The sequence below is a fragment of the Pseudonocardia sp. NPDC049154 genome, assembly GCF_040648315.1.
Classification (GTDB): Bacteria; Actinomycetota; Actinomycetes; order Mycobacteriales; family Pseudonocardiaceae; genus Pseudonocardia.
In genome coordinates, this window is sequence record NZ_JBEZDN010000105.1 from 13770 (window position 1) to 27750 (window position 13981).

The window sequence follows — 13981 nt, forward strand, 5'->3', positions numbered from 1 at the left end:
CGGCCTCCACCGCCTGCCAGTCCTCGCGATCTCCCGGATCCCCTCGGCCTTGACGTGTTTACCGTTGAATGGCAATACTCCTCATGCAGCGAGAAGGCTTACCACTGTATGGAACTGCGAGGAGGCAGCGTGCGGGCATCGGTACTGGGGCTGGGAGAGGCCGGGTCGCTGTACGCGACCGGCCTGCTCGCGCAGGGATGGGTCGTCACCGGCTACGACCCGGCGGACAACGCCACCCCGCAGGGCGTGATCCGGGCGGCGACGCCCGAGGACGCCGTGCGGGACGCCGAGGTGGTGTTCAGCCTGGTCGGCGGGACGGCGGCAGAGACGGCGGCGGGCTCGGTGAGCGGCCACCTCGCACCGGGTGCGCTCTACGCCGACATGAACGCGGCCGCCCCGGCGGTGAAGGTCCGGATCGCCGCCGCGGTCGGCGAGTCCCGCTTCGTCGACGTCTCGGTGGTCGGCTCGGTCCCGACGCACGGGTCGGGGACCGGCGTGGTCGTCAGCGGGGCGGGGTCCGCCGCGGCGGCGCGGGTGTTCGCCGGGCTCGGCGCCCCGGTCGAGGACATCGCGGGCGGACCGGGCGACGCGTCGGCGCGCAAGCTGCTGCGCAGCTCGTTCATGAAGGGCCTCGGCGCGCTGATCGTCGAGGCGGTGTCGGCCGGCCGTGCCGCCGGCGCCGAGGAGTGGGTGCGTGCGCAGATCGCGGCCGAGCTCTCCGGCGCCGAGGCCGCGGTCGACCGGCTGCACGACGGGACGCTCAAGCACGCCGCCCGCCGGGCGACCGAGTCCGACGCCGCCGCCGCGCTGCTCGACTCGATCGGGGTCCGGCCGGTGATGACCCGGGCGGCGGCCGAGCTGCACCGCGACCGCGCCGACGCCGCGCTGGCGCCGACCGAGGACCTCCTCGCCGCCTTCGAGGGACTGGCCGTGGCGAACATCGGCGACGCACGGGACCGTATGGGCATGCTCGACGGCGGGATCCATGCCCTCTGGAAGGGGGCGCGGGTGGTCGGCCGCGCCCGCACCGTGTGGGTGCGCAGCGGCGACAACCAGGCGCTGCACCGCGCCATCGCGGTCTCCCGGCCGGGCGACGTGCTCGTGGTCAACGGCCAGGGCGACACGACCCGCGCACTGCTCGGCGAGCTGATGGCCGAGCGGGCCAAGCGCCGCGGCGTGCTCGGGATCGTCGTCGACGGCGCGCTGCGCGACGTCGGCGAGCTGGAGAAGATCGGCTTCGCCGCGTGGGCCCGTGCGGTCACCCCGGCCGGCCCCTACAAGAACGGCCCCGGTCAGGTCGACGTGCCGGTCGCCGTCGGCGGGGTCGTCGTGCGTCCCGGCGACCTCGTCGTGGGCGACGAGGACGGCGTGATCGTCGTCCCCGCCGCGGAGGCCGCCGCCAGCCTGCTGGGAGGCCGCGCCGTGGAGGCCGACGAGGCGCAGCGCCGCGCCGCGATCCTCGCCGGGACCGCGTGATGACGGGGGTGTGGGCGCTCGTCGCGTTCGTGGGCGTGATCATCGTCTGGAACGCGGTGGTCAAGCGGAACATCGGCGAGGCGATGATCCTCGGGTTCGCCGCGGTCTGCGTGTTCGCGCTGGTCGCGGACGGCGCCTCGGCCTGGGGATCGATCGGCGAGGCGGTCCTCGACGCGATGCAGGAGGAGGTCACGTTCGCCGGCCTGGCGTTCGTGTTCATGTCCTACCTGCTGACCAGGACGCCGGTCCTGGACAAGCTGATCGACCTGCTCAACTCCGTACTCGGACGGCTGCGGGGCGGCCCTGTCTACACCGCCACCGTGGCGGGCGGGATCTTCGGCGCGATCGCGCACGTCGGCGCGGCGGTGACCGCCGCCGTCGGGTCGGTGACCGTGCCGTGGATGAAGCGCTCCGGGGTCAAGCCCGAGCTGGCCGCGACGGTCGTCGCGGGCGGCGCCGGTATGGGCGTGAGCTTCCCCTTCTCCGCCACCATGTTCATCCTCGTCGGCGGGCTTGCGGCCCAGGGCGTGATGCAGCCGGACGAGATCGTGAAGCCGTTGGCGCTCGCCGGGCTGTGGTGCCTGGGCTACCGGATCGTGCTGGCCTTCTTCCTGGTGCGCCGCAACGGGATCGAAGCGATCGCGGCGCAGGACCGGATCCCGTTCGGGCGCAGTCTGCGCTCCGGCTGGACCTCGCTGCTGCTGTTCGTGCCGATCCTCGTGCCGCTGCTGCTCACCCGCGGAGCGGTCGCCGAGGCGCTCGGCACGTACTCCGGCGTCGGCGAGGCGCTGAAGAAGCCCGTCGAGCTGGCCGACGGCACCACCCTGCCCGCCCAGCCCTACGCGATGCCGGACGTGATCAGCCTGATCACCTGGATCCCGGTCCTGATGATCGGGCTGGTGCTCTTCCTCGGGCGCAGGCACCTGCCGCGCACCGCCTCCGGCTGGTGGTCGACGATCGGGAAGGCCGCACCGTCCTTCGGGGTCATCGGCATCACCATCGTGGCCGCGTTCTCCGCGTCGAACGTGCTGGCCGACCTGGGCCTCGCAGGCCAGCTGGAGGCCGTGCTGGCCGGGCTCTCCGCGCCCGCCTGGATCATGGCGATCGCGATCGGTGTGATCATCGTGGCCATCGCGATCCCGCTCACCGCGAGCGCGACCATGGCCGCGGTCGGCCCGGTCGCCGTCGTCGCCCTGGTCGGTGCCGGCGTCCCGGCACCCGTCGCGGCCGCCGCCGTGCTGATCTTCGCTTCCACCGAGGGTGCGTCCCCGCCGTCGGGCGCGCCGATCTACGTCGCGTCCGGCATCGCCCGGGTCGACCCGGTGAAGACGTTCCTGCCCCTGCTCAAGTACTACTGCCTCCCGATCCTCGCCCTCGGTGTCTTCATCGCCGTCGGCGCCCTACCCGTCTGACCGGCCGCCCGATCCTGCCCGATCTCCGACGAGGAGCCCCACCATGAGTTCGACGATGAGCCCACCGGCCCCCGCACCGGCCGGGTCCACCAGGGTCACCACGTTCCTGTTCGCCCTGTCCGTCGTGTTCTTCCTGCTCGCCGGCCTGGCGATCGTGGTCGGCCAGGCCGCGGCCCTCGCCGTCGGCGACGCCACCGCGGCGCGGCAGTGGGCGTCCGCCCTGGCCCCGTACGCGTTCGGCGGCGCCTCGGTCTCGGGCCTGCTGTCCTTCGCGCTGTCCTACCGGAAGGGTCCGGACGGGCACGGCGAGCCGGAGGACTCCGAGGATGACTGACGCCGGGCCCGGCACCCGGATGGACGTGCCCACCTACGCCGAGCTGCGTGGGCACGTCCCCCCGGGCTCCAGCTGGGGCGTCTTCCGCAAGGACCCCGAGCGCGGCACCGCCAACTTCGCGGGCGCCGCGCAGGTGCTCGACGGCGTCGCGACGGTCACCCGCGGCGCCGTCTTCTCCCTCGACCACGCCCTCGACGCCTTCGACCCGCCCATGGCCCGCGCCCGCTCGGCGCCACGCCACGAGCTCCTCGCCGCGCACGCGGAGGCGCGCGACGACGTCCTCCACGGCTTCTACCTGCAGGCCACCTCCCAGGTCGACGGGTTGCGGCACCGCCGCGCCTCCGGGCACGGCTTCTACAACGGCGTCCCCGACGCGGACATCCGCGCCGGGCACCCCGCTCTGGGCGTGCAGCGGTGGGCCGAGAAACCCGTCGTCGGGCGCGGGGTGCTGATCGACGTCGAGGGGCACCTCGCGGTCCAGGGTGCCCCGCTCGACCACCGCGGCGGTCCCGCCCTGGACGTCGACGTCCTCGACCGCGCGCTCGACGCCCAGGGCGAGCGGGTGCGGCCGGGGGACGTCGTGCTCGTGCACACCGGCTGGGCGCGCTGGTTCCTCGACGCCGGCGCCGACCTGCGGGCCGAGGTCCGCGACGCGCGCCGCGCCACCGGCTTCCGGCAGACCGTCGACCTCCCCGAGTGGTTGTGGGACCACCAGGTGGCGATGTTCGCGACCGACACGTTCGCCGTCGAGGTCCTGCCCGTCGCGGCCGGCACCTACCTGGAGAGCGCGCCCGAGGACGCCGGGATGATGCACCAGGAGCTCATCGCCAAGCTCGGTGTCCCGCTCGGCGAGCTGTGGAACCTCACCGACCTCGTCGCGGACAGCCGGGCGCACGGCCGGTGGGACGCCCTCGTCGTCGTCAAGCCGCTGCACCTGGTCGGCGGGGTCGGCTCGCCGCCCAACGCGACCGCGCTGCGGTGAGAACGGGCTGCGGTGAGAACGGGCTGCGGTGAGAACGGGCTGCGGTGAGAACGTGCTGCGGTGAGAACGGGAGGCCTCACCACTGTGTGGAAGGATGACGCCCGGCCGAGGTGAGGGGGACCGGGACGGTGGAGCAGGCGAAGCCCGCGACGAGCATGCGGTCGCTCGAGCGTGCCATCGACGTCCTCGAGGTCCTCGACGCCGGCCACCACGCGTTGCGCCTGAGCGAGATCGCCCGCCGGGCCGGGCTGCCCGTCGCCACGACCCAGCGCATCCTCGGCGTGCTCGAGGCCCGCGGCCGGGTCGAACGGGACGCCAACGGCTACCGCCCGGGCGTCGGACTGATCTTCGGCGCGCACGCCTACCTCACCAGCAGCCCGCTGGTCGGCGCCGCGCGGCCGGTCCTGCAGGACCTGGCGGGCGCCACCGGGCTGACCGCCTCGCTGTTCAAGCGTCTCGGCTGGTCGCGGGTGGTGCTGGCGCGGGTCGCCGGGGACGCGCCGCTGCGCTACGAACTGCCCATCGGCGAGCGACTGCCCCTGCACCTCGGCGCCGGCAAGGCCCTCGCCGCCCACATGGACCCCGCGGAGCTCGACGAGTTCCTGGCCCAGCTCGGCGACCACACGCTCGCCGACGGGACCACGGTCGACCGGGACGACTTCGTCGCCGAGCTCCGGGCCGTCCGCGCGCGGGGCTACTCCCAGGCCCGCGGGGAGCGCGAACCCGGCATGGCCTCGGTCGCCGCCCCCGTGCTCGACGCGGACGGGGCCGCCACCGCCGCCGTCCAGGTCACCGGGGCGCTGGCCGACATCCCGGCCGAGCGTGTGCCCGAACTGGGCCTCGAGCTGCAGCGCGCGGCGCTCGCGATCTCCCGCCGCGCGTACTGAACCTCGCCCGCGACCGGCATAACCGGTTGCCCGGCCCGGCTAGCGTTCCCGCTGTCAGCCTCCAATCCCGGTGTGCCCCAGGCACGCCCACAGCGGAAGACCGGACCGTGGCCAAGGCAGTGCTCACCCCGCAGGCGGCGAACTTCCCCGCCTGGTACCAGGACGTCGTCGCTCGCGCCGAACTGGCCGAGACCGGCCCGGTGCGCGGGAGCATGGTCGTCCGACCGTGGGGCTATGCGATCTGGGAGCTCCTGCAGGCCGACATGGACCGGCGGATCAAGGCGACCGGTGCCGTGAACGCCGCGTTCCCGATGTTCATCCCGATGAGCTTCCTCGAGAAGGAGCAGGAGCACGTCGACGGCTTCTCCCCGGAGCTGGCCGTGGTGACCCACGGCGGCGGGGAGGAGCTCGCCGAGCCGCTGGCCGTACGGCCGACGTCCGAGACGGTCGTCAACCACTACTTCGCCCGGTGGGTGCAGTCCCACCGGGACCTGCCGCTGATGCTCAACCTCTGGAACAGCGTGGTGCGCTGGGAGATCCGCCCGCGACTGTTCCTGCGCACCACCGAGTTCCTGTGGCAGGAGGGGCACACCGCCCACGCCACCCGCGCAGAGGCGGTCGAGGAGACCCGGCGCATGCTCGAGGTCTACCGGCGGTTCATGGAGGAGACCCTCGCGATCTCGGTGGTGACCGGCGAGAAGTCGCCGGGCGAGCGGTTCGCCGGGGCCGAGCACACCTACACCTGCGAGGCGCTGATGCGCGACGGCAAGGCGCTGCAGATGGGGACCAGCCACGACCTGGGCCACAACTTCGCCCGCGCCTTCGACATCCGGTTCTCCGACGCCGACGGGGAGCACCGGCACGCCGCCACCACCTCGTGGGGCACGTCGACCCGGATGATCGGCGGGGTGATCATGGTCCACGGCGACGACCACGGGCTGCGGCTGCCGCCGGCGATCGCACCGCACCAGGTGGTGGTCCTGCAGCTCGACGAGGAGGCCGAGGTCGCCGCCGCGGCCGCACGGCTCGAGGCGGAGCTGTGCAACGCCGGCGTCCGTGTGCACCTCGACGCCCGCACCCACACGTCGTTCGGACGCCGCTCGGTCGACTGGGAGCTGAAGGGTGTCCCGGTCCGGATCGAGCTGGGCGCGCGGGAGCTCGCGTCGGGGCGGGCCACCCTGGTCCGCCGCGACGACCGCAGCAAGACCTCGGCACCGCTCGACGGCGCCGCGCGGGCCGCGGCCGATCTGCTCGACGAGATCCAGGACGGGCTGCTCGCCGGGTCGCGCACGTTCCGGGAGGAGCACACCCACCGGGTCACGGACCTCGACGAGTTCACGGCGCGGGTCGGGGAGGGCGGGCTGTTCCTCGCGGCCTGGTCCGGCGACGAGGAGTCGGAGCGGGTGCTCGGCGAGCGGACCGGCGCCACGATCCGCTGCCTGGTCGACGCCGAGCCGCCCGCCCCCACCTGCCTCGTCACCGGGGAGCCCGCCCGGCACACCGTGCTGCTCGGCCGCGCCTACTGACCCCGGATCACCGGGACGAGGCCGCCACCCGCACCCGGTGGTGCTCGCCCGCGGACAGGAAGCCGGCCAGCGCCCGTCCCTCCTCGGCGACCGCGGCCCGGTCGGCCCGCGAGAAGCGCCGCAGGGGAGCGACGGTCACCGTGCCGGCCTCGACGGTCCACAGCGCGGCGACGCGGCCGTCGACGAGGACGGCGCGCTCGCCTGCCACGGACAGGCCGCGGTGGTCGGTGTCGACGATGCGGCTGCGGTCGTCGTAACCGAGGAGCGCGTTGTCGAAGGCCGGGAGGAACCGCACCGGGGCCGGGGTGTCGGGGTCGGGGCGCGGCGCGTCCGGCAGGTCGAGCAGCTCACGGCCGCGCTCGTCCCGGAAGGAGACCAGCTCGTCGCGGACCGCGGCGACCGCGCCGGGCAGCCCGGCGAGCCCGGACCAGGCGCGCAGGTCCGCGGTGGTGGCCGGGCCGAACGCGGCGAGGTAGCGACGGACCAGGTCCTGCCCGACGGGGTCCGTCCCGTCCGGCGCGGGCGGGTCGCACTCGCGGCCGAGCCAGGTGGCCATCAGGAGGTTCTGCGCGCCGGCGGTCCGTCGCCACACCCCGCGGGGCGGGAGCTGCACCATCGGGACCAGCGCGGCGACCGCCGCCTCGCCCAGCGGTCGCGGCCCGGCCGCCGGCCAGCGCTCGGCCAGCACGCGCCCGAGCTCCGGCATGGTGCGCGGCGTGCCGTCGGCCATCACCTCCGCGGCGGCCACCGCGACCTCGTCGAGGTCCACCCCGTCGAGGTCGCGCCGGTACACCCCGAGCATCCGCTGCCGGAGCATCGCGTCGTGCCGCGCCCGCCAGGCCAGCGCGTCCTCCGCGGTGACGAGGTGGATGGTGCGCCGCATCAAGGTGGTCCGGACGACCCGCCGGTCGATGAGCAGCCTCGACAGCACCTCCGGGTCGAACGCCCGCAGCCGCGACCACAGCCCCGCGAACGGCTCCTGCGGTTCCTGCGCCTGCAGGCCGCACAGGTGGGCGACGGCCGCGAGGACCGGGAGATCCGCCCGGTCGAGCAGGAGCTGGCGGGCGAGCGTCGCGCGGTTGAGCGCACGGGCGCCGAGGCGGGTCACGGCCACAGTTGTCTCAGCTCGCGGTGTGGCCGTCGATCGACTCGCGGAGGATGTCCGCGTGCCCGGCGTGCCGGGCGGTCTCGGCGATCATGTGCATCAGCACCTGGCGCGCGCTGCGCACGCTGCCGGGCTCGTTCCACGGCGCCTCGGGCAGCGCGTGCGTCACGGACAGGTCGGGGAGCGCGGCGACGACCTGCTCGCTGCGCGCCGCGACCTGCTCGTAGCGCGCGACGACCCCGGTGAGGGTGTCACCGGGCAGCATGCGGAACTCGTCCTGGTGGTCGATCGCCCACTGCGGGTACTCGCGGGCAGTGCCGGCCGCGAAGTCCGCCCAGGTCACGCCCTCGGGCAGGTCGTAGGTCATCGCCGACGGGCCCTCGACGACGAAGCGCATCCAGCCCTCCTCGACGGACGCGACGTGCTTGATCAACCCGCCCGGGCACAACGCGCTGGCGGTGGGGCGCGTGCCGGCCTGCTCGTCGGTCAGGCCCCGGGTGGTCGCGACCAGTGCGGCGCGGGCGGTGGCGAGCTCCGCGAGGAGGGCGGTGCGCTCGGGGTCGAGGGCGAGGGTCTGCGCGGTCACGATGTGTCCTCTCGGTCGGGGTGGCACCCAGCCTCTCGACAGAAGAGGTCAGGTACCGGCCTCTTCTCCGGGCATCATCGGGGCCGTGCGTCACACCTCGGCGAGACTGCTGTCGCTGCTCTCCCTCCTGCAGGCCCGCCGGGACTGGCCGGGGTCGCTGCTGGCCGAGCGGCTGCAGGTCAGCCCGCGCACCGTGCGCCGGGACGTCGACCGGCTCCGGGAGCTCGGCTACCCGGTCCGGGCGATCAAGGGGCCCGACGGCGGGTACCGCCTCGCCCCGGGCACCGATCTGCCACCCCTGCTGTTCGACGACGACCAGGCCGTCGCCCTCGCCGTGGCGCTGCGGACCGCGGCCACCTCCGGGGCCGGGGTCGGCGAGGCCGCCGCACGCGCGCTGACCACCGTCCGCCAGGTGATGCCCGGGCGGCTACGGCACCGCATCGACGCGCTGGAGGTCACCGCCCTCGGATCGGCGCCCGCGGTGGACGGTGCCGTGCTCGTGGCGCTCGGCGCCGCCGTGCGCGCCCGTGAGGTGCTGCGGTTCGACCACGGGCCGGGCGGCGGACCGCCGCGTCGGGCGGAGCCCCACCACCTGGTCACACGGGGCGGGCGGTGGTACCTCGTGGCCTGGGACCTCGACCGCGGCGACTGGCGGACCTTCCGCGCCGACCGGATCACCCCGCGCACCCCGACGGGCCCGCGGTTCGCGCCGCGCGAGGTGCCCGGCGGCGACGTCGCGGCCTTCGTGGCAGACCAGTTCCGGGGCTCGACCGGCACCGGCACCTGGCCCTGCCGCGGCGAGGTCGTCCTCGCGCGGTCCGCGGCCGAGGTGTCGCCGTTCGCGGGCGACGGGATCGTCGAGGAGCTCGGTCCGGACCGCTGCCGGCTCGTCCTCGGGGCGTGGTCGTGGGTGGGGCTGGCCGCCACCGTCGGCCGGTTCGACGCCGAGATCGAGGTGATCGGGCCGGCGGAGCTGAGGGACGCGTTCGCGCAGCTCTCCCGCCGCTTCGCCGACGCCGCCCGGTCCTTCCCTCCGCGTCCCGGCCCCTGCTAGCGTGCCGCCACGGGCCACGGCGAGGGCATGGCCGGGCGGCCGCACCGCGAGATCTCCCGGTTCGTGGCGGACCTGCTCGGCGTCGGGCCGCTGGTCTGGGCCGCGCAGGCCGTGACCACCAGCTACGAGCGGGCCCGCGGGGGAAAGGCCGTCGGGCAGAAGGACGACGGCTTCACGGTCACGGCGTCGCGCACGATCGACGCCGATCCCGAGGCCGTGTTCGACGCCGTCGTCGCCGAGGAGCGGCGCCGCACGTGGCTGGGCGCCGAGCTGCGCGAGCGCACCGCCACCCGGCCGCGGCGGGCGCGCTTCGACCACGTCGACGAGCCCGGCGGACGGGTCGCGATCACGATCGACGCCAAGGAGCCGGGTCGCTGCGTCGTCGCCGTCGAGCACTCCCGGCTGCCCGGCGCCGCCGCGGCGGAGAAGGTCAAGGCCTGGTGGCGGGACCGGTTGGCCGCGCTGAAGGCGGATCTCGAGCGGCAGCGCGGGTAGCACCCCGGAGTGCACACCGCCGTCCCGAGCTCCGTCCTGCTGTGGAACGCCGACGAGCTGAGCGACCCGCCCGCCGCGCCGTGCTGCCTGCGGTCCACCCGCGCCGGGGAGCGGGCGGCGGTCTACCGGACCGGGCCGGGCGGGGGCGTCGTCGCGCTCGTCGAGTTCACCGCCGATGCCGAGGCACGCGCGGACGGCGGCTGGCACGCGACCGCCGTCGTGTCCGCGGCCGCGCAGCCGCTGCCGCGGGCGGCGCTGCTCGCCGACGACCTCCTCGGCCCCGTCTTCCGCCACCTCCGTAGCCGGCGCCGGCTGCCGGAGGCGGCGGGGGAGCGGCTCATGGCCCTGCTGGGGCCGACGCCGCGCTGACCCGGTCGAGCACCTCCAGCAGGTGCTCGTAGGGCTGGCCGGTGGCGCGGGTCATCCCGAGCTCGCAGGTCCGGTTGCAGGAGGCGTGGGCGTCGAACGTCCGGCCGGCGAGCTCGGCGGCCTGCGGCGCGGTGGCGGCGGCGGTCAGCTCCGGGTGGAGCAGCCCGCGGTCGCCGGCGAAGCCGCAGCAGCCCCAGGTGGCGGGAACCGTGACCGAGCGGGCGACGGCCGCGGCGACCGTGCGCAGCCGGCCGTCGAGCCCCATCCGGACCGCCGAGCAGGTGGGGTGCAGCGCGAGCGAGTCGAGCGGGGTGAGCGTCAGCCGGTGGAGCAGTTGCTCGGCGGTGAAGGCGACGGCGTCGACCACCCGGATCGCGGCGTACCGCGCGTCCCCGCCGTCCGTGGCCTCGGCGACCAGGTGCCGGAGGCCCTCGGTGCAGGAGGAGGCGTCGCCGACGACGGGCAGCTCCCCGCCACGGGTCGCCTCCCACAGTGCCGGCAGGACCCGGCGGGCCATCTCGGCATACCCGTCGGTCAGACCCTTCGACTTCCACGGCGTGCCGCAGCACAGCGAGGCCACCCCGGCGGGCCGGGTGAGGACGACCCCGGCGCGGGCGCAGAGCCGCTCGAACGCGGCGGCGGCGCCGTGCTCCCCGGAACGTCCCCCGCCGGCCGGGCCGAACATGGTGCCGGTGCAGGAGGCGAACAGCACCGCGTCGGCGTCCGGGCGGGCCGTGTCGGACCGGGGCCGGCCGCCGCGGGGCAGCTCGGGGGACCAGGCGGGCAGGACCTCCGTGTCGACCACCCGCCGGCCGAGCGCGGTCGCGCCCGCGACGAGCCGGTCCGGGAGGGCGTCGGCGGCGGTCAGGGCGGTGGCCGCGGCGCGGGTCGTGCCCGCCCAGTGCTTCGCCGCGACGGCCCAGCCGTGTTGCGCGAGCGGGCCCGCCTGCTCGGCGCGCAGCCGTTTCACCAGGTCCCCGGTGTTGATCAGGACGGGACAGGCGGTCTGGCACATCCCGTCCGCGGCGCAGGTGTCGATGCCGTCGTACTCGTAGTCCCGCTCCAGCTCGGCGAGGAGCGCGGTGTCGCCGGTCTCGCGGGCCCGCTCCATCTCGCGGCGCAGCACGATCCGCTGGCGCGGGGTGGTCGTCAGGTCCCGGCTCGGGCACACGGGCTCGCAGAACCCGCACTCCACGCAGCGGTCGACCTCCTGTTCGACGGCCGGGGCGCTCTTGAGGTGCCGCAGGTGTCCCTCGGGGTCCTCGTCGATCAGCACGCCCGGGTTGAGCACGCCGCGCGGGTCGCACAGCCGCTTGATCTCGCGCATGACCTCGTAGAGCTCGTCGCCGTACTGCCGGCGGACGAACGGGGCCATCATCCGACCGGTGCCGTGCTCGGCCTTGAGCGAGCCGCCGTGCCCGAGGACCAGGTCGACCATGTCGTCGGTGAACCGGGCGAAGCGGTCCAGCGGGACGTCGCCGCCGAGCCGCTCGGTCAGCATGAAGTGGATGTTGCCGTCCTTGGCGTGCCCGAAGATCACGGCATGGTCGTACTCGTGCTTGTCGAACAGCCGGCTCAGCGCCTCGCACGTGGGCAGCAGCGCCGGCACCGGGACGACCACGTCCTCCAGCAGCGCGGTGGTGCCGGTCGGGCGGGCACCGGCGACGGTGGCGTAGAGGCCCTTGCGGATGTGCCACAGCGCGGCCCGCGCGGCCGGGTCGGCGGCCAGGGTGCGCGGCCCGGACACCGGCAGCGTGCCGAGCACGCCGGTGGCGGCGCCGGCCAGCTCGTCGGCCTCCTGCGCGGTCGCGGCCTGGTACTCCACGAGCAGCGCCGCGTGCCGGTCGACCTCCAGCGCCCGCAGCGCCGCTTCCGCCCGCGGGTCGGTCTGCCCGACCCGCAGCGAGGTCGCGTCGAGCAGCTCGACGGTGGTCGCCCCGGTGGCGACGATGTCCGGCAGCGCGGCCGTCGCGCCGGCGAGGTCCGAGAAGACCAGCAGCCCGGTGCGGGCGTGCGGGAGCAGCGGTACGGTGCGCAGCACGATCGACGCGATGAACGCCAGCGTGCCCTCGCTGCCCACCACGAGATGGGCCAGGACGTCCGCCGGGCGCGTGTGGTCGAGCAGCGAGTTCAGCCCGTAGCCCATGGTGTTCTTCATCGAGAACTGCTGCTCGACGCGGGTGCGCAGGGCCGCGTCGTCCCGGACCCGGTCGCGGAGCCGGGCCAGCCCCGCGTGCAGCTCGGGTTCGAGGGCGCGCAGCCGGTCGTCGGCGTCGGGCGCGGCCGTGTCCAGGACGGTGCCCGACGGCAGCACGAGGACCAGCGAGTCCAGGGTGGCGTAGCTGTTGGCCGTGGTGCCGCAGGCCATGCCGCTGGAGTTGTTGGCCACGACCCCGCCGAGGGTGCAGGCGGACTCGCTCGCCGGGTCCGGGCCGATCTTGCGACCGTGCGGGGCGAGCCGGGCGTTGACCTGGCGGACGGTGGCGCCGGGTCCCGTGCGCACCCGCGCGCCGCCGTCGAGCACCTCGATGCCGCGGAAGTGCCGGCGGGTGTCGACGAGGATCCCCTCGGTCCCGGCCTGCCCGGACAGGCTCGTGCCGCCCGACCGGAAGGTCAGCGGGACGCCGGTCAGCGCGGCGTCGGCGAACAGCGAGCCGACGGCGGCCGCGTCGGCGGGCACCGCCACGGCCTGCGGGACGAGTGCGAAGTGCGAGGCGTCGCGGGACCAGGCGAGCCGGTCGACGAGCCGGGTCCGCAGTTCGGTGGTGGTGGTCACCGGCTCCTGCTCCTCGGGTGGGTGGTGCGGTGTCGCGGTGTCGCGGTGTCGCACCGAACGCTAGCGCGCCCACCCCGTGACCGGCGCCCCTCACACCGCCTGTCGGGCATCCGCGGCGGCCTGCGCCTCCGCGTTCGACGTGTGATCATCGAGCTCCCGCAGCAGGGCGCGACGGACCTTCGGCTGCTGGGACAGCGCGATCGCGAAAACGGTCAGCAGGAACCACATCGCGAGGCTGCTCAGCACGAGGAGCAGGACCGGGATGACCTCGCCGCCCAGCCGCGCGGCCAGCCCCTGCGCGGCGAGGATGCGCCACAGCAGCATGAGGTTGACCAGGTAGCCGATCGCGTAGGCGACGGCGAACGCGATCGCGAACTGCTTGAGGCTCCCGGTCTGCTTGCGTCTCAGGATCGGCTCGTCGCGCACGGGCAGCAGCACCGACAGCACGTTGCCGACCCCCAGCCAGAGCAGGATGAAGCAGAGGACCAGGGCACAGGCCTTGACCAACGCGCCCACCTCGCCGGCCCGCCAGGCGAGCAGGCCGCTGAGCAGGAACCCGACCGGTGCGACGAGGACGGCGATCGCGAGGTTCTTGACCACGAGCAGGTGCCACAGGCGGGCGCCGCCGTCGAGCGCCGCCCGGACCCGCATGGCGTCGAAGCACATCGCGTTGATGCACACCGCGCCGCCCATCATCACCGAGATCACCCAGAGCCCCAGGTAGGGCAGCCACCTCTGGTCGCGGTCCCATTCGAAGACCCGGATGAAGCCGAGGTACAGCAGGCCGAGGGCCAGGCTGACCGCCAGGCTCTTGACGGCGGTGCGCGGCCGGCGCCGCAGGACGTAGGCGATCTCGCCCCGCAGGCCGTGGGCCAGCGCGGGCCCGTGCCGGCTGACGGCGTTGCGCCCCTGCAGCGGGAGGTGGCCGTCGACGGCCGCGGCGCCGGGTTCGTCCTCGCCGGCCGCGATGCGCGCGAGG

Annotated in this window: 13 protein-coding genes; 9 read left to right on the forward strand and 4 right to left on the reverse strand. The window is 75.0% G+C overall.

Going from position 1 to position 13981, the window contains the following annotated elements; all coding sequences use genetic code 11:
- The first annotated feature begins 129 nt into the window (after nt 1-129).
- The 6 genes from AB0B41_RS33125 to proS all read left to right on the forward strand — a co-directional run bounded on the left by AB0B41_RS33125 (nt 130) and on the right by proS (nt 6617).
- The gene (locus AB0B41_RS33125) at nt 130-1476 is read left to right on the forward strand and encodes a DUF1932 domain-containing protein (protein ID WP_358210385.1); all 1347 of its coding nucleotides are present in this window, start codon (nt 130-132) and stop codon (nt 1474-1476) included.
- Entirely contained in the window at nt 1476-2888 is a 1413-nt protein-coding gene (locus AB0B41_RS33130) for a TRAP transporter large permease subunit (protein ID WP_358210387.1), read from the forward strand. The genes AB0B41_RS33125 and AB0B41_RS33130 overlap by 1 nt, the downstream gene beginning before the upstream one ends.
- Nucleotides 2889-2931: 43 nt before the next feature.
- Complete coding sequence (locus AB0B41_RS33135) at nt 2932-3222, forward strand: hypothetical protein (RefSeq protein ID WP_358210389.1); 291 nt, start codon at nt 2932-2934, stop codon at nt 3220-3222.
- Complete coding sequence (locus AB0B41_RS33140) at nt 3215-4204, forward strand: cyclase family protein (protein ID WP_358210391.1); 990 nt, start codon at nt 3215-3217, stop codon at nt 4202-4204. The genes AB0B41_RS33135 and AB0B41_RS33140 overlap by 8 nt, the downstream gene beginning before the upstream one ends.
- 128 nt (nt 4205-4332) lie before the next feature.
- A complete protein-coding gene (locus tag AB0B41_RS33145) occupies nt 4333-5091 on the forward strand; it encodes an IclR family transcriptional regulator (RefSeq protein ID WP_358210393.1) in 759 nt (252 codons plus the stop codon).
- A gap of 107 nt (nt 5092-5198) precedes the next feature.
- Entirely contained in the window at nt 5199-6617 is a 1419-nt protein-coding gene (gene proS, locus AB0B41_RS33150) for a proline--tRNA ligase (protein ID WP_358210395.1), read from the forward strand.
- A 7-nt stretch (nt 6618-6624) separates the two neighbouring features.
- Here the strand turns inward: proS and AB0B41_RS33155 are convergent, their stop codons facing one another.
- Nucleotides 6625-7725 (reverse strand): winged helix DNA-binding domain-containing protein, encoded by a 1101-nt coding sequence (locus tag AB0B41_RS33155; protein ID WP_358210397.1) that lies wholly within the window; start codon nt 7723-7725, stop codon nt 6625-6627.
- Between the two features lie 13 nt (nt 7726-7738).
- The gene (locus AB0B41_RS33160; RefSeq protein WP_358210409.1) at nt 7739-8311 is read right to left on the reverse strand and encodes a DinB family protein; all 573 of its coding nucleotides are present in this window, start codon (nt 8309-8311) and stop codon (nt 7739-7741) included.
- 82 nt (nt 8312-8393) lie between these two features.
- Here AB0B41_RS33160 and AB0B41_RS33165 point away from each other — a divergent pair, with 82 nt between their 5' ends.
- The 3 genes from AB0B41_RS33165 to AB0B41_RS33175 are packed head-to-tail and all read left to right on the forward strand — an operon-like array spanning nt 8394 to nt 10226.
- Nucleotides 8394-9362 (forward strand): WYL domain-containing protein, encoded by a 969-nt coding sequence (locus AB0B41_RS33165; protein ID WP_358210399.1) that lies wholly within the window; start codon nt 8394-8396, stop codon nt 9360-9362.
- 27 nt (nt 9363-9389) lie between these two features.
- Nucleotides 9390-9857: a hypothetical protein gene (locus AB0B41_RS33170; RefSeq protein ID WP_358210401.1), complete on the forward strand. Its 468-nt coding sequence runs from the start codon at nt 9390-9392 to the stop codon at nt 9855-9857.
- A gap of 9 nt (nt 9858-9866) precedes the next feature.
- The gene (locus tag AB0B41_RS33175) at nt 9867-10226 is read left to right on the forward strand and encodes a hypothetical protein (RefSeq protein WP_358210403.1); all 360 of its coding nucleotides are present in this window, start codon (nt 9867-9869) and stop codon (nt 10224-10226) included.
- Here the strand turns inward: AB0B41_RS33175 and AB0B41_RS33180 are convergent.
- Nucleotides 10195-13002, reverse strand: coding sequence for an FAD-binding and (Fe-S)-binding domain-containing protein (locus tag AB0B41_RS33180; protein WP_358210405.1), 2808 nt, complete (start codon nt 13000-13002; stop codon nt 10195-10197). The genes AB0B41_RS33175 and AB0B41_RS33180 overlap by 32 nt on opposite strands.
- Before the next feature lie 90 nt (nt 13003-13092).
- Nucleotides 13093-13981 (reverse strand): hypothetical protein (locus AB0B41_RS33185; protein WP_358210407.1); only part of this gene is annotated, 889 nt, incomplete at its 5' end.

Excerpts from the sequence above, each read along its gene's own strand:
- AB0B41_RS33130 (WP_358210387.1), top strand. The coding sequence starts at position 1,476 with ATGACGGGGGTGTGGGCGCTCGTCGCGTTCGTGGGCGTGATCATCGTC.
- AB0B41_RS33135 (WP_358210389.1), top strand. The coding sequence starts at position 2,932 with ATGAGTTCGACGATGAGCCCACCGGCCCCCGCACCGGCCGGGTCCACC.
- AB0B41_RS33140 (WP_358210391.1), top strand. The coding sequence starts at position 3,215 with ATGACTGACGCCGGGCCCGGCACCCGGATGGACGTGCCCACCTACGCC.
- AB0B41_RS33170 (WP_358210401.1), top strand. The coding sequence starts at position 9,390 with ATGGCCGGGCGGCCGCACCGCGAGATCTCCCGGTTCGTGGCGGACCTG.